This is a genomic window from Vibrio sp. STUT-A16, assembly GCF_026000495.1.
GTDB lineage: Bacteria > Pseudomonadota > Gammaproteobacteria > Enterobacterales > Vibrionaceae > Vibrio > Vibrio diabolicus.
In genome coordinates this window covers 2,701,489-2,721,746 of sequence record NZ_AP026765.1, presented here as the reverse complement: position 1 = coordinate 2,721,746, position 20,258 = coordinate 2,701,489, and the positions used below count along the sequence as shown (strand labels likewise).

Here is a 20,258-nt window from a genome sequence, read left to right as displayed (position 1 = left end):
ATAAAGTTTTTGGATTATAAACCGGATAACCCTGATGCTCTACCGCTGAGTAACAGATTTTTAACTGAAAGCGATGTAAAGTTTTGTTATCTGGTTGATAAATAAAAAGAAAGCAGCCGAAGCTGCTTTCAAAAAAAATTTAATCTATCAAAAAATTATAGAACCATGCGCACGATGTCAATTTCACCTAACTCTTTGTATAGCGTCTCAACTTGCTCGATAGACGTTGCAGTGATGTTGATTGATACCGAGTGGTAGTTGCCCTTAGCACTTGGTTTAACGGTCGGGCTGTAGTCACCTGGAGCATGGCGCTGAATAACTTCAAGAACAAGCTCTGGAAGTTCAGGCTTTGCATGACCCATTACCTTGTAAGTAAATGAACAAGGGAACTCAAGCAGGTCTTTTAATTTTGCATCAGAGTTGATGGTTAGCATATCGATAACTCCAGTAGATATTCGTTGCGGTGCGAAATAGTACAGTCAAATTAGGGGGAACTCAAGACGAGGATCTCAAACTTAAAAAGCCGCCCTTTCAGGCGGCTTTGCGAATAAGTTTGCTACTCTAACGTTCTTCTTAGAAGAAGCTCTTGAATAACAATACGATGTAATCCCACATGCGGCTAAATAGACTACCTTGCTCTACGGTTTCTAGTGCCATTAGTGGGTATTCGGCAATATCTTCACCATCGATCTGATAGTATAGCTTACCAACTACATCACCTTTATTAATTGGGGCTTCTAGCTCTTTTTCAAGGACGAAGCTGGCTTTTAGGTTTTTCGCTTCACCACGTGGTAGTGTTACGTAAGTATCTTGGTCAAGGCCTAACGCTACAGTGTCTTTGTTGCCCATCCACACTTTTTCTTCTACAAACGTTTCACCCGCTTTGTGCGGCGCTACTGTTTCGAAGAAACGGAAGCCGTAGCTTAGTAGCTTTTTGCTTTCTGACTTACGAGCATTGGCATCTTTCGTGCCCATTACGACCGCAACCAAACGCATTTGGCCTTCAGTCGCAGAACTTACTAGGCTGTAACCCGCATTGCTTGTGTGACCCGTTTTGATGCCATCAACGTTCATGCTCTTATCCCAGAGTAGACCGTTACGGTTGTATTGGGTGATGCCGTTGTAAGTGAATTTCTTCTCTGAGTACACGCGGTACTCATTTGGTACGTCACGGATCAGGGCTTTACCTAGCAATGCCATGTCGTATGGTGTCGAGTACAGCTCGGCGTTATCTAGACCATGAACGTTGGCAAAGTGCGAGTTCGTCATACCTAGTGTGTTGGCCCAAGCGTTCATTAGATCAACAAACGCATCTTCTGAGCCTGCAATGTGTTCAGCCATTGCTACACAGGCATCGTTACCAGACTGGACGATGATACCGCGGTTTAGGTCACGTACTTTTACAGTTGTGCCCACTTCAATGAACATTTTTGATGATTCAGGGAAGTTTTTCGCCCATGCATTTTTACTGATGGTGACATCGTCATCTTCTGAGATATTACCACGCGCTAGTTCTTGGCCGATTACGTAGCTGGTCATCATCTTAGTCAGACTGGCTGGAGACAACTTTGTGTTCATCTCTTTCTCTGCCAGTACTTTACCTGAATGGTAATCCATCAGAACGTAGCCCTTCGCAGCGATTTGAGGGGCATCTGGAACAACGATAGGTGATGCAAGAGCAGATTGAGCGAAAGTTGCAGAAAGGGCAACCGAAGAAACGAGAATAGATTTCACAAACTTATTTTTATTCATGGTAATTCAAATTTTTGGGTTAACTGCGGACATCTTATCAGAATCCCCAGCTATGTAAGAGGGGATCGAGGAGAAATTCATGACACTAGGTCATTTGGCAGTGTTGTGTTTTTTAATAAATGCAGACGAATAGCCGAGCAACTTTACTTTATCTAGAGTGGCTTGCGTCAGGGAATAGTCAGTAAATGGCCCTAACAACAAGCGATAAGACTCTTTCGCATTTTCTAGGAAAGTTTCTGTATCCAGTTTTTGACCAAGCTCTGTCCCTAAAGTTCGTGCGCGTTCTTCATTTTTTGATGATGCCACCTGAATAACGTACTTAGGGTGCGCTTCTAAAGATTTTTTATCCGTGGGCTGATTGATACTGATTACTTCAATTTCCACGTTCGCTGTACCTGTTTTTATCACATCTAACTTATGTGCTGCGGCATAGCTTAAATCGATAATACGGCCATCGTGAAACGGACCTCGGTCATTAACTCGTACTACGGTAGTTTTGCCGTTGTCAGTGTTGGTGACTTTTACGTAACTCGGTAACGGTAGCGTTTTATGAGCCGCTGTCATTGAGTACATGTCATAGATTTCGCCATTAGAAGTCAAATGACCTTGGAACTTCTTCCCATACCAAGATGCGCGGCCTTTTTCTTTAAAGCCTTTGGCATCGCGAACTATTTTGTAGTCTTTGCCACGCAAGTGGTAATCTTTGTTCCCACCTAGGCTGTACGGTTCATATTTAGGGTGCGCATCCTCGATGTGTTCGACTGAAAGCGGTGTATCCGGTGCAACATCGGATTCGAGTTCGTAACGGCCTTCTTGTTCTTTTTGGCTAGTTGATGAACAGCCTGCCAAAATAAGAGCAGAGAAAACCAAGGAATATAAAGCGCGTTTTTGCATGTCTAGGTCGCCTTAGAGAATGCTTTTCGGTGCGTATGAATTGACATCAGAATACCAAAGCCAGCCATCAAGGTTACCATTGATGTGCCGCCATAACTAATGAGTGGCAACGGTACACCTACTACAGGTAGGATGCCACTTACCATGCCAATATTTACAAAAATATACACGAAGAAGCTGAGTACAATACTGCCTGCCATCATTCGTCCAAATGCAGTTTGCGCTTGGCTGGCGAGGTATAAACCTCGTCCAATAATAAATAGATAGATGGCTAAAAGGCAAAGGAAACCAATCATACCCCATTCTTCAGCAATTACTGCAAAGATAAAGTCAGTGTGTCGTTCAGGAAGAAATTCCAGTTGTGATTGAGTGCCTTGCAACCAACCTTTGCCTGAAATACCACCAGAGCCAATCGCGATTTTACTCTGAATAATGTGGTAGCCCGCACCAAGCGGATCTGACTCTGGGTTAAACAGAGTACGTACGCGAACTTTTTGGTATTCGCGCATCAAGAAGAACCACAAAATCGGAATGAAACCACCGAGTGCGATGGCGGCACCAGCGATGATTTTCCAACTAATGCCCGCGAGGAAGATAACAAAAATACCGGAAGCGGCGATTAGGATAGAGGTCCCTAAGTCAGGCTGTTTTGCAATGAGGATAGTTGGTAAGCAGACCATAATCAGTGCAACGATGAGTGTTTTTAGCGTTGGCGGAAGGGGCTGTCGACCAACATAGCGTGCCACCATTAATGGCACCGCGAGCTTCAATAACTCGGAAGGTTGAAAGCGCACAAAACCGAGGTTAAGCCAACGCTGTGCGCCTTTCGAGGCTTCACCGAAAAACAGCACGCCAAAGAGCAGTATGACGCCGCCGACGAACATCAAAGGTGCCAAGCTCTCGTAGGTTCGTGGAGAAAGCTGCGCAAGAACGATCATCACAACGAGTGAAAGCACCATCCGCATAGCTTGGCGATCCATCATTAGTAAACTTTGGCCACTAGCGCTGTACATGATCACCAGGCCAAACCCCATCAGGGCCAGTATGCCAAGTAGGAGTGGTAAGTCGATATGGAAGCGTTCAAACAGGGCGCGATTTTTACCTGTAGAGGGATCCATCTTCATTACTGTTTTACCTCTTTCTTCGCATTGTTTTCAGGCTCAATTTCTTCTGGGCCTAGAACGACTCGGTCAAAAATTTTCCTTACTACTGGGGCACCGTTGCTAGAACCACCGCCGGCGTTTTCTAGCACTACAGTGACGACCACTTTAGGATCATCAAATGGTGCAAAGCCAGTAAATAACGCATGGTCACGTAAGTGCTCGGCGATCTCATCTGCGTTGTACTCTTCATTTTCACCCAGACCGAAGACTTGCGCAGTACCTGATTTACCCGCTGTTTGATAACTCATTTTGTAGAATGAGCGGCGAGCTGTTCCGCGCGTGCCATGGTTTACACGACGCATGCCTTCTTTCGCCATATCCCAGTACTTTTTCGGTACATTCTTGATTGGCGGGTAAGTCACGTATTCTGTTGTTTGTTGTTCTTCGAAGTCGTTGCCGTTCTCTATCGTCGCTTTGAGCAAGTGAGGTGCGATCACTTCTCCCTCATTTACTAATACGGAGGTCGCTTTGGCGATTTGCATTGGTGTTGCTGTCCAATATCCTTGGCCGATACCCACAGGGATCGTATCACCTTTATACCATGGGGTTTTATGGCGAGACATTTTCCAGTCACGAGTCGGCATATTCGCCTTACTTTCTTCGTAGATATCAATGCCAGTGTAATCACCAAAACCGAACATCATCATCCAATTCGAAATACGGTCAATACCCATGTCATAAGCGATTTGATAGTAGAAAGTATCAACAGACTCTTCGATCGACTTAATGATATCGACGCGTCCGTGCCCCCAACGCAACCAGTCACGGAACGGGCGTGTGTTGGAGTTTGGTATGCGCCAATAACCAGGATCATTTCGTGTGGTGTTAGGTGTGACGACGCCTTCTTGCAGCGCGGCTACCGCCATAAATGGCTTGATGGTAGACGCGGGTGGATAAATGCCAAGTGTGGTACGGTTGACCAAAGGACGGTTTTTATCGTTCAAAAGGGCGCGATAGTCTTTACCCGAGATTCCGTGCACGAACGAGTTAGGGTCGTAGCTAGGGCTTGAAACCATAGCCAGCACGCCGTTGTCTCTAGGATCGATCACTACAGCACTGCCTCGGCGGCCATCCAATAATTGGTGTACGTACAGCTGCAAGTTGATATCAAGGTTTAAAACGATGTCTTTTCCGGGTACAGGTGGAACGTACTTTAACGTACGAATCACGCGGCCGCGGCTGTTTACCTCGACTTCTTGATATCCGGCCGTACCGTGTAAGAGGTCTTCGTAGTATTTTTCGATACCCAGCTTACCAATGTCGCGAGTGGCTTGATAGTTTGCGTCTTTTTCTTCTCGGATCAGGCGCTGCATGTCGCGATCATTGATTCGAGAAACGTAACCAATCACGTGGGTTAATACTTCGCTGAAAGGGTAGTAGCGCTTTAAGGTCGCACTTATTTCTACACCAGGAAAGCGGTACTGATTGACGGAGAATACCGCTACTTGTTTTTCGTTCAGTTGGGTAAGCAGTGGGACCGACTTAAATCGACGAGTCCGTTTACGCTCTTGGTGGAAACGTTCAATCTGGTCTGGTGTAATTTCCAGAATAGTTTGTAATTCTTGGATGGTTGCATCAATGTCTTTAATTTTTTCTGGGGTCAGTTCTAAGTTAAAGACGGGACGGTTCTCTGCCAGTAAAACGCCATTTCGGTCATAAATTAGACCTCGGTTAGGCGCGATAGGCACTACTTTGATGCGGTTATCGTTCGAGCGGGTTTGATAGTCTTGAAACTGGTTCACCTGAATGTTGTACATATTGGCGACCAGAGCTCCCATCAAGAGAACAATGCCGATAAAAGCGACAATAGCGCGGCTGGCAAACAGACGCGCTTCGGCTTGATAATCTCGGATTTGACTGCGGCGCTTACGAATCATTAACGCTTGGCTCTAAAGTTAAACAACGATTATTCGCGGTGGTAAGGATGGTTCGCGGTGATGCTCCACGCTCGGTACAAGCTTTCTGCCATTACGATACGCACTAAAGGGTGGGGTAGCGTTAAGGCAGACAATGACCAGCTTTGGTCTGCTGCAGCTTTGCATGCAGGAGCGAGTCCTTCAGGACCGCCGATTAAGATTGATACATCACGGCCATCTAATTTCCAAGCTTCTAACTGCTCAGCGAGTTGAGGAGTGTCCCATTTTTTACCTGGGATATCTAACGTGACGATACGGTTGCCTTTTGGTACCGCAGCGAGCATCGCTTCCCCTTCTTTTTGCAGGATACGAGCGATATCGGCATTTTTTCCACGTTTGCCAGCAGAGATTTCAATCAACTCCAATGGCATATCATGTGGGAAACGGCGACGATATTCTTGAAAGCCTTCCTCAACCCATTTTGGCATTTTTGTGCCAACGGCAATTAGTTGAATTTTCAAAAGATTAACCCCAGAGTTTTTCTAGCTGGTAGAGTTCGCGGTGCTCTTCTTGCATCACGTGAAGCATGGCGTCGCCCATATCTAGGACTACCCATTCACCTTCGTTTTCACCTTCCATTCCTAGTGGCTCGAGACCGGCTTTTTTCACTTCTGTTGCAACGTGGTCAGCGATGGATGAAACGTGGCGTTTGGATGTGCCAGTACAGATGATCATGTAATCTGTCACGCTTGATTTATCTTCCACATTTAGGACGATAATGTCTTCCGCTTTCATGTCGTCGGCTTTATCAGCTAAAAAGTCTTTCAGTTCTTCGCGAAGCACTCGGTTTTCCTCGGTTTGTCTCTTATCTCTACAGTGTTTTACATTCTTGCTTGCAAAACAGGTCGCGCACTATATCACGCTTTGATTTTTAAATTGCCAGCTTAATATCAGGAGAGCAGGTTTCTAAGCTCAACTGATGAATAGTTGGCCATACAGACTCGTCATATTGAGTTTTGGCTTTTATCTCTGCTTGAGCCAACAAGGAGAGCAATGCACAAATACGACTCGCCGATAAGCGGGTCAGTGCTGCGTTATAGAGTGGACGCTTGTTTTGCCAAACTCGATATTTCTCAAATACCTGGTTCATTCCCATTTGAGTTAAGTCTTGATGCATATTTAAAAGTTGGCTCAACTCTTTTTGTACACTTCGAATCAAGATCACGGTCTCGACCCCTTCCGCCTCAAGTTGGCGAAGAATACGTTGTGCACGGTTTGCTTTACCTGCCAGTAAGGCGTCGATCCAGTTAAACGTAGTAAAGTGATTATGGCGACTTAGGGCTTCCTCTAAACGTATGATGGTCAGCTCACCATCCGGGTAGAGTAGGGCCAATTTCTCTAAGCTTTGTGACAATGCAAACAGGTTACCTTCATGCCATTGAGCCAACATTTGCAGTGATTGTTGATCGGGTTTTAGGCCCAACGTGCGGCAACGTGCCTGAATGAACATAGGTAAGCGTTGTAGATCTGGCGACAAACAGCTTACCCAGTCGCCTTTTGAGCTTAATGCTTTGAACCATTTCGCATTTTCTTGGGCTTTGGTCAGTTTGCTACCAACAATGACGAGCATGATGTCATCATGCAGCATATCACACAGTGTTTGCAGCTCTTTGCTGACGGCGGTTGTCACGCCACTTTCTGGGATTTCAAGCTCGATCAATTGACGGTTTGAGAACAGGCTCATCGCTTGGAAGCAATCGTAAACTTGATTCCAGTCGATGCTTGCGTCTACCGCAAAACGGTGTTTTTCCTCAAAACCTTGTTGAAACGCTGCCTTTTGGATTGCTTGGCGGCTCTCTTGAATCAGTAACGGCTCATTACCAAAGATTAGGTAAACTTGTTTAACGTGTTTAGCTAAATGATCCGTTAATTTATCGGCATAAATTCGCATAGTGATTAAGAGTTTGTGTTCGCTGGCTCAGAGATTTGTCCTGCTTCATATTCGGCACGAATACGGCCCAACTGGCGCATCATCTGTTTTGCAGCTTGCAAGCGCATCTCGTCTTCAATTACGTCACGTTCAACAGATTTTGCAAGTGCCGTCAACGGGTTGTCTAGGTAGTTGCGGTTTACTGTTGTCGTAAAGTTTTTAGAGCCATAGCCAGGAATCGTCACACGGTATTTTACTACGTATGTCAGCTCTTTTTCTGCTGCACGGCTATTTTGATACAGAGACAGTGTACGCTCATCGATTGTCGCTTCCGTCAAATGAAGGTTGGGTACAGTCGATGATGGTTGAACAAGTTCAACTTTGTTCAGTTCGAGTTGAGAGCGTACATAGCGAGTTAATTCACTGTATTCATCGTAGCTGGAGAAAGACATGGTGTGCAGCTCTTCCGGTACGGAATACTCGCCGCGAAGGTGAAAACCACAGGCAGAAAGAAGCCCCGCTAATACCAATACCACTGGTAGTTTAATCAAAGAGAAAAAGCGCATTGATTGTATTCATCCTAAATTGAAGGGGTTATTTACCTTAAACCACTCATGTGAATGGTTTGAGGTAAATAAACAGGGTAGAAAACTACCCTGTTTAATGACTCTTGGTTAACAAATAAGTTCGCTAAACAGAGACAAATTGCAAGCTGTGATTAGTTTGCAACGATGTTCAGCAGTTTACCTGGAACGTAAATGACTTTACGAATAGTCAGGCCATCAGTGAACTTAACCACGTTTTCGTCGTTTAGACCAAGTTGTTCGATGTCGTCTTTAGAGATATCCGCTGGTACCGTTAGTTTCGCACGTAGCTTACCGTTAACTTGAACTACGATAGTTTTTTCGTCTTCAACTAGAGCTTTTTCGTCAAACGTCGGCCATGCCGCGTTATCAATGTCTGTTTCACCTAGTGCTGCCCATAGCTCGTATGAGATATGCGGAGTGATAGGGTAAAGCATGACAACAATAGCTTTCAGTGCTTCGTCAAGGATTGCACGATCTTGCGCAGATTCTTGAGGCGCTTTCGCTAGTTTGTTCATCAGCTCCATGATCGCTGCGATCGCGGTGTTGAATGTTTGACGACGAGCGATATCGTCCGTCACTTTCGCGATAGTTTTGTGAACGTCACGGCGAAGTGCTTTTTGATCACCAGAAAGCGCTGCGGTATCTACTGCTTCTGCTGCGCCTTTCGCTGTGTGCTCTTTCACTAGTTTCCAAACACGTTTCAGGAAGCGATTCGCACCTTCTACGCCAGACTCTTGCCATTCAAGTGTCATGTCCGCTGGAGACGCGAACATCATGAATAGACGTACTGTGTCAGCGCCGTACTTGTCTACCATTTCTTGAGGGTCGATACCGTTGTTCTTAGACTTAGACATCTTGATCATGCCTGAGTGCGTTACATCGCGACCTTCAGTGTCTTTAGCAGAAGTAATGCGGCCTTTACCATCACGTTCAACGGCTACGTCTGTTGGAGCTACCCACTCTTTACCGCCTTTCTCGTTCTCGAAGTAGAACGCGTCTGCCAGTACCATGCCTTGACACAGTAGCTGCTTGAACGGTTCGTCAGACGTTACGTAGCCCGCGTCACGTAGCAACTTGTGGAAGAAGCGAGAGTACAGTAGGTGCATACAAGCGTGCTCGATACCGCCGATGTACTGGTCTACTGGTAGCCAGTAGTTTGCTTTTCCTGGATCTAGGATGTCGTCTGCTTGCGGTGAACAGTAACGCGCGTAGTACCAAGAAGATTCCATGAACGTATCGAACGTATCTGTCTCACGTAGAGCAGGTTCGCCGTTGAATGTGGTCTTCGCCCATTCTTTATCTGCTTTGATTGGGCTGGTTACGCCGTCCATTACCACGTCTTCTGGAAGAATCACTGGTAGTTGGTCAGCAGGTACTGGGTGAACTTCACCGTCTTCAGTCGTTACCATTGGGATTGGTGCGCCCCAGTAACGTTGACGAGATACACCCCAGTCGCGTAGACGGAAGTTTACAGTCTTAGTGCCTTTGCCTTCTGCTTCTAGCTTCGCTGCAATTGCATCGAACGCCGCTTGGAATTCTAGGCCGTCGAATTCACCTGAATCGAACAGTACACCTTTCTCTGTGTATGCCGCTTCAGAGATGTCTAGCTCGCTGCCATCAGCAGGCTTGATAACTGGCACGATGTCTAGACCGTACTTCGTTGCGAACTCGTAGTCACGTTGGTCGTGTGCAGGTACTGCCATTACCGCGCCTGTACCGTAGTCCATCAGTACGAAGTTTGCTACGTAAACAGGAACTTCACGGCCGTTCAATGGATGAATGGCAGTAAGGCCAGTAGCCATACCTTTCTTCTCCATTGTCGCTAGCTCAGCTTCTGCAACCTTGTTGTTCTTACATTCGTCGATAAACGCTGCAAGCTCTGGATTGTTCTCTGCAGCAAGAGCTGCAAGAGGGTGGCCGGCTGCGATGCCCACGTAAGTCACACCCATTAGCGTATCTGGACGTGTTGTGTAAACTTCTAGGTCTTGTTGACCCTTAACTTCAAACTTCAGCTCAACGCCTTCAGAGCGGCCAATCCAGTTGCGCTGCATGGTTTTCACCATTTCAGGCCAACCTTCAAGCTTGTCTAGGTCGTCTAGTAGCTCTTGAGCGTACTCAGTGATTTTGATGAACCATTGAGGGATTTCTTTTTGCTCTACAGGCGTATCACAACGCCAGCAACAACCGTCTTCAACCTGCTCGTTTGCAAGAACAGTTTGGTCGTTAGGACACCAGTTAACAGAAGAAGTCTTCTTGTAAACTAAACCTTTCTCGTAAAGCTTAGTGAAGAACTCTTGCTCCCAGCGGTAGTACTCCGGTGTACAAGTTGCGAATTCACGGTTCCAATCGTAACCAAAGCCTAGAAGCTTAAGTTGGTTCTTCATGTATTCGATGTTTTCGTAAGTCCAAGGTGCTGGCGCAGTTTTGTTTTTTACTGCTGCGTTTTCTGCTGGTAGACCGAATGCGTCCCAACCGATTGGTTGCATCACGTTTTTGCCTTGTAGGCGTTGGAAACGAGATACTACATCACCGATAGTGTAGTTGCGCACGTGACCCATGTGCAGTCGACCACTTGGGTATGGGAACATGGATAGACAGTAGAATTTTTCTTTATTTGGGTCTTCACTTACAACAAAGGTTTTGTTGTCATCCCAGTGCTTTTGAACTTTTTGTTCAATATCTTGTGGGTTGTATTGTTCTTGCATCGATGGTATCCGTTATCTTGGAATTTGTGAGTTCGGTTAGAACAGACTTAAATAGATCGTCATAGAATACCTAAAGCTAGGGATCACAACAATAGCCAATCTGTACCCATGCGCCCTTAAGTGACGCAGGTAGGAGAAAGATGGAGGTCAGTTATGCCTAAACGTAAAACAGGTTATGAGGAAATGCTCGAGGATGTGATTGAAACCTTGAAGCACAGTCCGGAAGAAGTTAACAAAGCGATTGAGACGTCGGGCAAAGTGGTGGATGCTGCTAATGACTTGACCAAAGATGAATTGGCTTTAATCAAAGCGTACCTTAAAGCAGACTTAAAAGAGTTTTCAGAGAGTTACGAGGACAGTAAAAGCGGCCCGTTTTACTTAACGATTGCGGATTCGATATGGCAAGGGCTGTTAGAGATTACAGACCGAACTAAAGTTGAGTGGGTTGAGTTGTTCGATGACTTAGAGCATCAAGGGCTATATGAAGCAGGAGAGGTGATAGGCTTAGGTACCTTGGTCTGTGATGAGTGTGGTCACAAGACAACGTATAACCACCCAACTGTAATCATTCCGTGTATTAAATGTGGTCACAAAGGCTTCACTCGTCAGTCATTAAAGCCATAAATGGCGCGTAACGACTGTATAATGCTATGAATAAAAAAAGAGGCTTAGTCGCCTCTTTTTGTCTTTTCTACTTTCAAGCTGTTCTTAATACCAATCGTAGTAAATAACTGGTCATTCTAGCTTGTTAAAATACTCGATAACTGCGTTAAGAGTTTTGATTGTAGAATAACTACTTATCGAAAATTTTTGCCTTGTTCTCAAGCATTTTTCCTACGCTATTTCTGATCACTTATTTACTGTGATTGGTATAACTCTGTTTTCTTCTTAAGCCGAAAGCCAGCGCTAAACTTAACCCAACCCAAATATACAATGGCCAAGTACCAACGATTCGATATGGCGTTTTTCCATCGGTTGGGGTGAGCTCTGCGCGCAGTACTGCAGTTTCAAACTGCGGTACTTGCTCAACGACTCTTCCCTTGTGATCGGTTACCGCTGTTAATCCGTTGTTAGTCGAGCGGATGAGCGGTTTACCTAATTCTAAGGCACGCATACGGGCGATCTCCATATGCTGAAGAGGGCCGATAGAGTGACCAAACCATGCGTCGTTCGATAGCGTTAGAATGAAGTCTGTTTCGTCAGTCACATTTTGACGCACTTGCTCATTAAAGATGATCTCATAGCAAAGCGCTGGTGCCATGTGCATGCCATTCGCAACGATGTTGGGCTGCACAAAAGCCCCACGGCTAAACGACGACATCGGTAAGTTAAAGAATGGCGCTAATGGGCGCAGAATATCCTCAAATGGAACAAACTCACCAAACGGTAATAGGTGATGCTTATGGTAGCGTTCGCTCAAGTCGAAACTGTAGTCACCGTATGGTGTGATGCCAAGGGACAGAATACTGTTGTAGAACTGTCGATCTTCAGCTTGGTTGACGACACCGGTAATGATTGCGCTGTTATTCATTTTTGCTGCGCTGTCGATATTGCTCAAAAATGAAGGCACTTCAATTTCAAAAGCAGGAATTGCAGCTTCTGGCCAGACGATAATATCAGCGTCCCAGTTTTCACGAGTGAGATCGGCGTATTTCATGATGGTTGGCCAACGTTGGCTTGGCAGCCACTTAAGGTTTTGGTCAACGTTACCTTGAATCAGCGCGAGCTTAGTCGTGTCTTCTGGCCGAGGTGTTACCCAATCGTAGTTACGAATCCCAAAGCCTGTGCTGAGTAGTACCGCAGGAATAATCACCATCAGCCACTGTTTATGAACCCAAGCATAGGCTAATGCCCCCGCACTAATAAGGATAAACAGAGTGAGCAGTTCCACGCCACCGATAGGCGCAAAGCTTGCTAGTGGAGCATCAATCTGGCTGTAGCCTAGCCATAGCCACGGGAAGCCGGTCATCACCCAACCACGCAACCAATCACTGATTAGCCATAAAGCGGGCGCAGCGAGAAGCGCTTTTGTGAGTGTGAATTGAGGAAATAGCTTGTTGTTAAGCCAAGCAAATAAGCCTGAATAAACAGCCAAGTAGGCGACAAGCAAGCCCATTAAAAATAAATTGGCAATCAGTGGCATGCCACCAAAGCCGGAGATACTGACGTACACCCAGCTAACGCCAGTTGCAAATTGACCCAACCCCCAAGCATAGCCAATCCACAGTGCGCGTTTCGGAGTTTGGTTAGCAAGAAGAATCAGTAGAATAGCTGGGCTAAGAATGGCAACAGGCCACAACTGGTAAGGTGCAAAAGCGAGCGTAGTAGAGGCGCCAACAAAAGCGGCCACTAAGGGCCGCTTAAGGCGATGAAAGAGTTCATTCATCATTGTAATTTTCTGAGATTCCCAATGGGTATCGCGTTACTCTTGAGTGGCTTCAACCAGGGTTTCTTCGTCTGGGATCGTCACTTGGAGTTGAATGACACGACGGTTATCGGCAGCGGTGACTTTGAAGTTGTAACCTTCAATTTCAACCAGTTCACCACGAGAAGGTAAGTGACCAAAGGCAGTCATGACCATGCCACCAACGGTATCTACTTCCTCATCGCTGAAGTTAGTTCCAAATGTCTCATTAAACTCTTCGATGGTTGTCAGCGCTCTGACAGCAAACGTATGCTTGCTAAGCTTACGAATGTCTGTCTCTTCGCTTTCATCGAATTCATCTTCGATATCCCCGACGATTTCTTCAAGGATATCTTCAATGGTCACAAGACCAGAAACACCACCGAATTCATCGACAACAATGGCCATATGATAACGTTCTTCACGGAACTCTTTCAGCAGTCGATCAACGCGTTTACTTTCCGGTACCACAACGGCTGGTCGAATAACTTCTTCGATATCAAATGGATTACTGCCTGAGCCTAAGTATTTAAGTAAGTCCTTCGCAAGAAGAATGCCTTCCACATGGTCTTTATCTTCGCTGATCACAGGGTAGCGAGAGTGTTGAGCATCGGTAATCAAGGCAACCAAGGTATCAAGGTCGTGAGTACGCTCAACCGTAACCATTTGCGAACGCGGGATCATAATGTCACGCACGCGCATTTCGGAGATTTCCATAACACCTTCAAGCATATCGCGGGTGTCATGGTCAATCAGGTCATTGACTTCAGAGTCACGGATAACATCCACAAGCTCTTGGCGATCTTTTGGTTCGCCCTGAAATAATTGACCTAGACGTTCAAAGAAGGACTTTCTACTCGGACCTTCTGCCTTTTCTTTCTTATCTTCGTTAGAAGAGGGAGAATTATCTTCGTTCATTGTTTCTCAATTAAGTAACGCTATCAGAAGTGTGATAGCACACATAGAGAGGCGAACACGAGAATCATTTTGGTGGTTCGCCTTTCCCTGCTGAATAGCCAATGGCTACTCTTTTTCAGCAATGTAAGGGTCTTCATAGCCCATACCTTGCATGATTTCGGTTTCGAGGGACTCCATCTCTTCGGCTTCGTCATCCTCAATATGATCATAACCTAGCAGATGCAAGCTGCCATGTACAACCATATGCGCCCAATGTGCTAACAGAGGCTTGTTCTGTTCAATTGCCTCTTTTTCAACGACTTGGCGGCAAATAATTAAGTCGCCAAGTAAATCTATTTCCATACCCGGAGGGGCTTCAAATGGAAAAGACAACACATTGGTCGGTTTATCTTTACCACGATACTCATGGTTAAGCGTGTGACTTTCTTGTTCATCCACAATGCGAATGGTGACTTCGGCTTGTGGCTGGAATAGAGGAATCGTCTTATCTAGCCACAATTGGAAATCTTGCTGCGAAGGCAGCCCTTCTTCATTTTCGACTGCCAGTTGCAGATCAAGTTCAATCGCCATGATTATTCCTTAGTGGAAGCAACTTGTGCATTCAGTTCGGCTTTTGCTGCTTCTAGTAACTTCGCATCGCGTTCTTCACGACGACGCTTCTCGAACTCTTTACGCTCTTTCTGGTCTTGTGCTTCCCACTTCTCATACGCGTTAACGATACGAGCAACCACTGGGTGACGTACAACGTCGTCTGCTAAGAAGAAGTTAAAGCTGATGTCGTCGACTTCGCTTAATACTTCAATAGCATGACGAAGACCTGATTTTGCACCACGAGGTAAGTCGATTTGCGTGACGTCACCAGTGATAACTGCGCGAGAGTTAAAACCAATACGCGTTAGGAACATCTTCATCTGCTCAACCGTGGTGTTCTGACTCTCATCAAGAATGATGAAAGCGTCGTTTAGAGTACGACCACGCATGTAAGCAAGAGGGGCTACCTCAATCACGTTACGTTCAATCAGCTTCTCTACGCGCTCAAAGCCCAACATTTCAAATAGGGCATCGTATAGCGGACGTAGGTATGGGTCGACTTTCTGGCTTAAGTCACCAGGTAGGAAGCCCAGTTTCTCACCGGCTTCAACCGCAGGGCGCGTCAATAGAATACGACGGATCTCTTGGCGCTCTAGTGCGTCAACTGCTGCTGCAACAGCAAGATAAGTTTTACCTGTACCAGCTGGGCCAATACCAAAAGAAATATCATGCGTGACCATATTAACCAAGTACTGAGCTTGGTTTGGCGTACGTGGTTTGATCACGCCTTTCTTGGTTTTGACGAAGACTTCTTTACCATGCTCGATATTAGACTCAGTATTCTGCTCAAGAACACCAGACTCTTTAATCGCTAAATGGATCTGTTCAGGCTCAATGTCTGGGATCTCACCTCGTACAGGTGCGGTATCAACATACAGAGTTTTCAGGATATCCAGCGCAGCTGATGCGGTATGAGGTTTACCGACAATTGTAAAATGGTCACTACGGTGGTTAATTTCAACGCCTAGACGACGTTCTAAATGCTTGATGTTGTCATCGAATGGACCGCACAGGCTAGCAAGTCGGCGGTTGTCGGAAGGTTCTAGGTTAATTTCTAGAGTTACGATTTTATTACTCAATGTTGCCTCTCATTTTTTGCCACTTAGTGAGAGCCTGATAACGACCAGGCTCTCCATGGCTATTTATACGAGCTTACGGCGTAAAAGTAGCTACACCCAGCTCATCTTCGCGACGTGTTTTCGCCATCATCTGCGTTGGGGAAATCACACTACGAAGATCCATGTCTTTTTCAGTACGTACTAGCTCACCACGCAGTGAGTTCGCAAATACGTCTACGATCTTCACATCAACGAACTGACCAATTAGGTCTGCACTACCTTCAAAGTTTACTACACGGTTGTTTTCTGTACGAGCGCGCAGTTCCATTAGGTTTTTCTTCGAAGGACCTTCAACTAGAACACGTTGTTCTGTGCCAAGCATTAAGCGAGAGTAACGCATCGCTTGAGCATTGATAGTTTGCTGTAGTTCGTAAAGGCGCTCTTTCTTCACTTGTTCTGATACATCACAAGGGTAATCCGCTGCTGGCGTACCTGGACGTGGAGAGAAGATGAAGCTGAAGCTCATGTCAAAGTCTACATCTTTGATTAGCTTCATTGTGTCTTGGAAGTCTTTGTCTGTCTCACCAGGGAAACCAACAATAAAGTCTGAACTGATTTGAATATCAGGACGAGCTTTACGCAGTTTACGGATGATCGACTTGTACTCGATAGCGGTGTGAGGGCGTTTCATCATAGTTAGGATACGGTCACTACCACTTTGCACAGGTAAGTGCAGGAAGCTCACAAGCTCAGGCGTATCTTCGTAAACCGCGATGATGTCGTCAGTGAATTCTAGCGGGTGGCTCGTTGTGAAACGAATACGGTCGATACCATCGATAGACGCAACCAAACGAAGCAGTTCTGCAAATGAACAGATTTCACCGTCGTGTGTTGGACCGCGGTACGCGTTTACGTTTTGACCCAGTAGGTTTACTTCACGTACGCCTTGTTCAGCAAGCTGTGCGATTTCGAACAGCACGTCATCCATTGGACGGCTTACTTCTTCACCACGAGTGTACGGTACGACACAGTAAGTACAGTACTTCGAGCAGCCTTCCATAATAGAAACGAATGCTGTCGCGCCTTCCGCACGAGGCTCTGGTAGGCGGTCGAACTTTTCGATCTCTGGGAACGAAATGTCCATAACTGGTGCGTCATCCGACTGAGATTGTTTGATCATCTCAGGTAGGCGGTGCAGAGTTTGTGGGCCAAAAATAACGTCGACGTATGGTGCACGTTCACGAATATGGTCACCTTCTTGCGTTGCTACACAACCACCTACACCGATAACTACGCCAGGTTTTTTATCTTTTAGTGTTTTCCAGCGGCCAAGCTGGTGGAAAACTTTCTCTTGCGCTTTTTCACGGATCGAACAGGTGTTAAGTAGAAGTACGTCTGCTTCCTCTGGCTCTTCCGTCAGCTCGTAGCCGTTTGCAGCATTAAGCAGGTCGGCCATTTTTGATGAATCGTATTCGTTCATCTGGCAGCCCCAGGTTTTAATTAGCAGTTTCTTACTCATCTCACTTTCGCTCGTTCAGTTGTACTTAAATTGGAGAGCTATTGCTCAAATTATAGCCGCCATCACGGCGGTAAGCGGCGTATTGTACTGCTTTAAAAAGCACCTGACTAGTGATCTGGCTAATTCTCTGCAAAGCCTGATGAAATCTAGTTTTTCGCCCTATGCAGAACAAGGTTTTTTGTTAAACAATTTTGTAAAAATAGCCATGGAAAGTACAATAAAAAACGCCAATTAATCAGCACGATGAAGAGTAAAAAATGAACAAGTATGACATCGCCGTGATCGGTGGCGGTATGGTTGGGGCAGCCGTCGCTGTTGGATTTGCCAAGCAGGGCAGAAGCGTTGTCTTGGTTGAAGGTGCAAAACCCAAAGCTTTTGATGCCGCTCAGGCGATGGATATTCGCGTATCTGCGATTTCGCACCAGTCGGTGGAGTTACTTGATTCACTCGGCGCATGGTCAGAAATTAAAAGTATGCGAGTTTGCCCTTATCGGCGTTTAGAAACTTGGGAGCACCCGGAGTGCCGTACTCGTTTTCACTCTGATGAACTGTCATTGGAGCAGCTCGGTTATATCGTTGAAAACCGCCTAATCCAATTAGGTCTTTGGCAAGTCTTCTCTCAGTATGACAATCTAACCGTGATGTGTCCCGAGCGATTAAAAAACATTGAGTTTGCAGATGTAAACCTTGTGACACTAGAAAGTGGGGTGCAGTTTGAAGCTAACTGGGTAATTGGTGCTGATGGTGCAAACTCTAAAGTTCGTCAATTGGCTGGAATTGGTGTGACTGCGTGGGATTACCGACAACACTGCATGTTGATTAACGTGAAAACAGAATTGCCACAGCAAGATATCACTTGGCAACAATTTACTCCTTCAGGCCCGCGTTCATTTTTACCTTTGTGCTCTTTGACTAATGAAGACGGTCAAGAAGTAGGCCAAGGTTCGTTGGTTTGGTATGACTCGCCAAAACGCATTAAACAACTGTGTGCGATGGGTAAACCTCAACTAAGGGAAGAAATCTTACGTCATTTCCCTGTTGAATTGGGCGATATTGAAGTTTTACAGTTTGGCTCATTCCCACTCACTCGTCGTCATGCGCAAAGCTACTCAAGCAAAAATTGCGTATTAGTAGGTGACTCTGCTCATACGATCAATCCGCTTGCAGGGCAAGGGGTAAACTTAGGCTTCAAAGATGTAGACGTTCTCCTTTCGGTAACAGAACACCAAGAACAGCTGGAAGATGCCTTACTCGCGAAATACGAACGTGCACGTCGACCTGACAACTTACTCATGCAGACTGGCATGGACTTTTTCTATAAAGGTTTTAGCAACGACCTTGGGCCATTGAAGTTTGTACGTAATGCTGCATTGAAGTTTGCTGAAAACTCAGGACCGATCAAGGCTCAAGTACTGAAATACGCGTTAGGTATGTAGTAAGTTACTCAATCCACAGATAGAAAAAAAGCGAGCCATGAGCTCGCTTTTTTAATTCGGCAAATCTAGTGATTTCCCGAGTCCAGAACCAAAAAAAGAAAAAACCCAGCAAAATCATGCTGGGTTTTCCGATAATGGTGCGGAAGGAGAGACTTGAACTCTCACACCTTGCGGCGCCAGAACCTAAATCTGGTGCGTCTACCAATTCCGCCACTTCCGCAACTTGATCTGTAGATATCAAGATAATTGGTAAAATCTCAATATCGTTGTATATGGCAGGGCTACCTGGATTCGAACCAGGGAATGGCGGCATCAAAAGCCGCTGCCTTACCGCTTGGCGATAGCCCTACAGCGTAAATAGTCAAAGACTACTTAACCTCTCTTATCGAGAGAAAGAATGGTGCGGAAGGAGAGACTTGAACTCTCACACCTTACGGCGCCAGAACCTAAATCTGGTGCGTCTACCAATTCCGCCACTTCCGCGTATTCTGATAGTGTAGATTAATTTAAGATGGTGCGGAAGGAGAGACTTGAACTCTCACACCTTGCGGCGCCAGAACCTAAATCTGGTGCGTCTACCAATTCCGCCACTTCCGCATCTTAAATCTACGTGACTGATAGCTTATGCTAGCAATCCAATCAATGGTGGCTACGACGGGATTCGAACCTGTGACCCCATCATTATGAGTGATGTGCTCTAACCAGCTGAGCTACGTAGCCATTTTAAAACTTCGACCAAGTATGGTGCGGAAGGAGAGACTTGAACTCTCACACCTTGCGGCGCCAGAACCTAAATCTGGTGCGTCTACCAATTCCGCCACTTCCGCAACTTGATCTGTAGATATCAAGATAATTGGTAAAATCTCAATATCGTTGTATATGGCAGGGCTACCTGGATTCGAACCAGGGAATGGCGGCATCAAAAGCCGCTGCCTTACCGCTTGGCGATAGCCCTACATTGCTCTAATAAAAGAGACTTCAATAATGGTGCGGAAGGAGAGACTTGAACTCTCACACCTTGCGGCGCCAGAACCTAAATCTGGTGCGTCTACCAATTCCGCCACTTCCGCAACTTATTCTGTAGTTATCAAGGTAATTGGTAAAAACCTAAATAACGTTGTTTATGGTGGCTACGACGGGATTCGAACCTGTGACCCCATCATTATGAGTGATGTGCTCTAACCAGCTGAGCTACGTAGCCATTTTAAACTTTTGATCAAGAATGGTGCGGAAGGAGAGACTTGAACTCTCACACCTTGCGGCGCCAGAACCTAAATCTGGTGCGTCTACCAATTCCGCCACTTCCGCAACTTGATCTGTAGATATCAAGATAATTGGTAAAATCTCAATATCATTGTATATGGCAGGGCTACCTGGATTCGAACCAGGGAATGGCGGCATCAAAAGCCGCTGCCTTACCGCTTGGCGATAGCCCTACTTTGCTC

At 45.9% G+C, this 20,258-nt stretch carries 17 protein-coding genes and 11 tRNA genes; 2 read left to right on the top strand and 26 right to left on the bottom strand.

Annotated elements, in window-relative coordinates; genetic code table 11:
• Positions 1 to 155: 155 nt before the first annotated feature.
• From ybeD to leuS, 10 genes are all read right to left on the bottom strand, one after another.
• On the bottom strand, positions 156 to 434 hold the full coding sequence (gene ybeD, locus OO778_RS12990; protein ID WP_005384135.1) for a DUF493 family protein YbeD: 279 nt from the start codon (positions 432 to 434) through the stop codon (positions 156 to 158).
• Between the two features lie 139 nt (positions 435 to 573).
• Positions 574 to 1,752 (bottom strand): serine hydrolase, encoded by a 1,179-nt coding sequence (locus OO778_RS12985; RefSeq protein WP_012842069.1) that lies wholly within the window; start codon positions 1,750 to 1,752, stop codon positions 574 to 576.
• Between the two features lie 90 nt (positions 1,753 to 1,842).
• The gene (locus OO778_RS12980; protein ID WP_046874297.1) at positions 1,843 to 2,646 is read right to left on the bottom strand and encodes a septal ring lytic transglycosylase RlpA family protein; all 804 of its coding nucleotides are present in this window, start codon (positions 2,644 to 2,646) and stop codon (positions 1,843 to 1,845) included.
• Between the two features lie 2 nt (positions 2,647 to 2,648).
• Positions 2,649 to 3,770 (bottom strand): rod shape-determining protein RodA, encoded by a 1,122-nt coding sequence (gene rodA, locus OO778_RS12975; RefSeq protein WP_005391317.1) that lies wholly within the window; start codon positions 3,768 to 3,770, stop codon positions 2,649 to 2,651.
• A complete protein-coding gene (gene mrdA / locus OO778_RS12970; RefSeq protein ID WP_005391316.1) occupies positions 3,770 to 5,686 on the bottom strand; it encodes a penicillin-binding protein 2 in 1,917 nt (638 codons plus the stop codon). Before mrdA ends, rodA begins: the two co-directional genes overlap by 1 nt.
• A 29-nt stretch (positions 5,687 to 5,715) precedes the next feature.
• The gene (rlmH, locus tag OO778_RS12965) at positions 5,716 to 6,186 is read right to left on the bottom strand and encodes a 23S rRNA (pseudouridine(1915)-N(3))-methyltransferase RlmH (protein ID WP_017821762.1); all 471 of its coding nucleotides are present in this window, start codon (positions 6,184 to 6,186) and stop codon (positions 5,716 to 5,718) included.
• A 4-nt stretch (positions 6,187 to 6,190) separates the two neighbouring features.
• Positions 6,191 to 6,508 carry a ribosome silencing factor gene (rsfS, locus tag OO778_RS12960; protein ID WP_005373015.1) on the bottom strand — a complete coding sequence of 106 codons (318 nt, stop codon included), beginning with the start codon at positions 6,506 to 6,508 and terminating at the stop codon, positions 6,191 to 6,193.
• A gap of 88 nt (positions 6,509 to 6,596) precedes the next feature.
• Positions 6,597 to 7,616: a DNA polymerase III subunit delta gene (holA, locus tag OO778_RS12955; protein WP_074190985.1), complete on the bottom strand. Its 1,020-nt coding sequence runs from the start codon at positions 7,614 to 7,616 to the stop codon at positions 6,597 to 6,599.
• A 5-nt stretch (positions 7,617 to 7,621) separates the two neighbouring features.
• On the bottom strand, positions 7,622 to 8,161 hold the full coding sequence (lptE, locus tag OO778_RS12950) for an LPS assembly lipoprotein LptE (RefSeq protein ID WP_005373019.1): 540 nt from the start codon (positions 8,159 to 8,161) through the stop codon (positions 7,622 to 7,624).
• A 152-nt stretch (positions 8,162 to 8,313) separates the two neighbouring features.
• A complete protein-coding gene (leuS, locus tag OO778_RS12945) occupies positions 8,314 to 10,887 on the bottom strand; it encodes a leucine--tRNA ligase (protein WP_264909942.1) in 2,574 nt (857 codons plus the stop codon).
• Between the two features lie 153 nt (positions 10,888 to 11,040).
• On the opposite strand from leuS, the gene OO778_RS12940 reads away from it, so the two are divergent.
• Positions 11,041 to 11,511, top strand: coding sequence for a zinc ribbon-containing protein (locus tag OO778_RS12940; RefSeq protein WP_005373024.1), 471 nt, complete (start codon positions 11,041 to 11,043; stop codon positions 11,509 to 11,511).
• A 229-nt stretch (positions 11,512 to 11,740) separates the two neighbouring features.
• Here OO778_RS12940 and lnt read toward each other — a convergent pair whose 3' ends face one another.
• The 5 genes from lnt to miaB all read right to left on the bottom strand — a co-directional run bounded on the left by lnt (position 11,741) and on the right by miaB (position 17,377).
• A complete protein-coding gene (gene lnt, locus OO778_RS12935) occupies positions 11,741 to 13,276 on the bottom strand; it encodes an apolipoprotein N-acyltransferase (RefSeq protein ID WP_074190986.1) in 1,536 nt (511 codons plus the stop codon).
• Positions 13,277 to 13,309: 33 nt separating this feature from the next.
• On the bottom strand, positions 13,310 to 14,209 hold the full coding sequence (gene corC / locus OO778_RS12930; RefSeq protein WP_005384118.1) for a CNNM family magnesium/cobalt transport protein CorC: 900 nt from the start codon (positions 14,207 to 14,209) through the stop codon (positions 13,310 to 13,312).
• Positions 14,210 to 14,314: 105 nt separating this feature from the next.
• Positions 14,315 to 14,779 (bottom strand): rRNA maturation RNase YbeY, encoded by a 465-nt coding sequence (gene ybeY / locus OO778_RS12925; RefSeq protein ID WP_005391311.1) that lies wholly within the window; start codon positions 14,777 to 14,779, stop codon positions 14,315 to 14,317.
• Between the two features lie 2 nt (positions 14,780 to 14,781).
• Entirely contained in the window at positions 14,782 to 15,879 is a 1,098-nt protein-coding gene (locus OO778_RS12920; protein ID WP_005373033.1) for a PhoH family protein, read from the bottom strand.
• 73 nt (positions 15,880 to 15,952) lie between these two features.
• On the bottom strand, positions 15,953 to 17,377 hold the full coding sequence (miaB, locus tag OO778_RS12915) for a tRNA (N6-isopentenyl adenosine(37)-C2)-methylthiotransferase MiaB (protein ID WP_005391310.1): 1,425 nt from the start codon (positions 17,375 to 17,377) through the stop codon (positions 15,953 to 15,955).
• A 257-nt stretch (positions 17,378 to 17,634) separates the two neighbouring features.
• Between miaB and OO778_RS12910 the strand changes: the two genes are divergently transcribed.
• Positions 17,635 to 18,813 carry a 2-octaprenyl-3-methyl-6-methoxy-1,4-benzoquinol hydroxylase gene (locus OO778_RS12910; protein WP_264909941.1) on the top strand — a complete coding sequence of 393 codons (1,179 nt, stop codon included), beginning with the start codon at positions 17,635 to 17,637 and terminating at the stop codon, positions 18,811 to 18,813.
• A 135-nt stretch (positions 18,814 to 18,948) separates the two neighbouring features.
• Here the strand turns inward: OO778_RS12910 and OO778_RS12905 are convergent.
• The 11 genes from OO778_RS12905 to OO778_RS12855 form a co-directional block, all read right to left on the bottom strand.
• Positions 18,949 to 19,033: transfer RNA gene (locus tag OO778_RS12905), tRNA-Leu, on the bottom strand.
• A gap of 53 nt (positions 19,034 to 19,086) precedes the next feature.
• Positions 19,087 to 19,161: transfer RNA gene (locus OO778_RS12900), tRNA-Gln, on the bottom strand.
• A gap of 50 nt (positions 19,162 to 19,211) precedes the next feature.
• Positions 19,212 to 19,296, bottom strand: a tRNA-Leu gene (locus OO778_RS12895).
• A 29-nt stretch (positions 19,297 to 19,325) separates the two neighbouring features.
• Positions 19,326 to 19,410: transfer RNA gene (locus OO778_RS12890), tRNA-Leu, on the bottom strand.
• 46 nt (positions 19,411 to 19,456) lie between these two features.
• Positions 19,457 to 19,533: transfer RNA gene (locus OO778_RS12885), tRNA-Met, on the bottom strand.
• A 22-nt stretch (positions 19,534 to 19,555) separates the two neighbouring features.
• Positions 19,556 to 19,640: transfer RNA gene (locus OO778_RS12880), tRNA-Leu, on the bottom strand.
• 53 nt (positions 19,641 to 19,693) lie between these two features.
• Positions 19,694 to 19,768: transfer RNA gene (locus tag OO778_RS12875), tRNA-Gln, on the bottom strand.
• A gap of 30 nt (positions 19,769 to 19,798) precedes the next feature.
• A tRNA-Leu gene (locus OO778_RS12870) sits at positions 19,799 to 19,883 on the bottom strand.
• Between the two features lie 54 nt (positions 19,884 to 19,937).
• Positions 19,938 to 20,014, bottom strand: a tRNA-Met gene (locus OO778_RS12865).
• A 22-nt stretch (positions 20,015 to 20,036) separates the two neighbouring features.
• Positions 20,037 to 20,121 (bottom strand) — tRNA-Leu (locus OO778_RS12860).
• A gap of 53 nt (positions 20,122 to 20,174) precedes the next feature.
• Positions 20,175 to 20,249: transfer RNA gene (locus OO778_RS12855), tRNA-Gln, on the bottom strand.
• Positions 20,250 to 20,258: the final 9 nt, after the last annotated feature.

Bases quoted from the DNA above. Each gene is read 5' to 3' on its own strand.
- ybeD (WP_005384135.1), bottom strand. From the start codon at position 434: ATGCTAACCATCAACTCTGATGCAAAATTAAAAGACCTGCTTGAGTTC.
- OO778_RS12985 (WP_012842069.1), bottom strand. From the start codon at position 1,752: ATGAATAAAAATAAGTTTGTGAAATCTATTCTCGTTTCTTCGGTTGCC.
- OO778_RS12980 (WP_046874297.1), bottom strand. From the start codon at position 2,646: ATGCAAAAACGCGCTTTATATTCCTTGGTTTTCTCTGCTCTTATTTTG.
- rodA (WP_005391317.1), bottom strand. From the start codon at position 3,770: ATGAAGATGGATCCCTCTACAGGTAAAAATCGCGCCCTGTTTGAACGC.
- mrdA (WP_005391316.1), bottom strand. From the start codon at position 5,686: ATGATTCGTAAGCGCCGCAGTCAAATCCGAGATTATCAAGCCGAAGCG.
- holA (WP_074190985.1), bottom strand. From the start codon at position 7,616: ATGCGAATTTATGCCGATAAATTAACGGATCATTTAGCTAAACACGTT.
- lptE (WP_005373019.1), bottom strand. From the start codon at position 8,161: ATGCGCTTTTTCTCTTTGATTAAACTACCAGTGGTATTGGTATTAGCG.
- leuS (WP_264909942.1), bottom strand. From the start codon at position 10,887: ATGCAAGAACAATACAACCCACAAGATATTGAACAAAAAGTTCAAAAG.
- OO778_RS12940 (WP_005373024.1), top strand. From the start codon at position 11,041: ATGCCTAAACGTAAAACAGGTTATGAGGAAATGCTCGAGGATGTGATT.
- lnt (WP_074190986.1), bottom strand. From the start codon at position 13,276: ATGATGAATGAACTCTTTCATCGCCTTAAGCGGCCCTTAGTGGCCGCT.
- corC (WP_005384118.1), bottom strand. From the start codon at position 14,209: ATGAACGAAGATAATTCTCCCTCTTCTAACGAAGATAAGAAAGAAAAG.
- ybeY (WP_005391311.1), bottom strand. From the start codon at position 14,779: ATGGCGATTGAACTTGATCTGCAACTGGCAGTCGAAAATGAAGAAGGG.
- miaB (WP_005391310.1), bottom strand. From the start codon at position 17,377: ATGAGTAAGAAACTGCTAATTAAAACCTGGGGCTGCCAGATGAACGAA.
- OO778_RS12910 (WP_264909941.1), top strand. From the start codon at position 17,635: ATGAACAAGTATGACATCGCCGTGATCGGTGGCGGTATGGTTGGGGCA.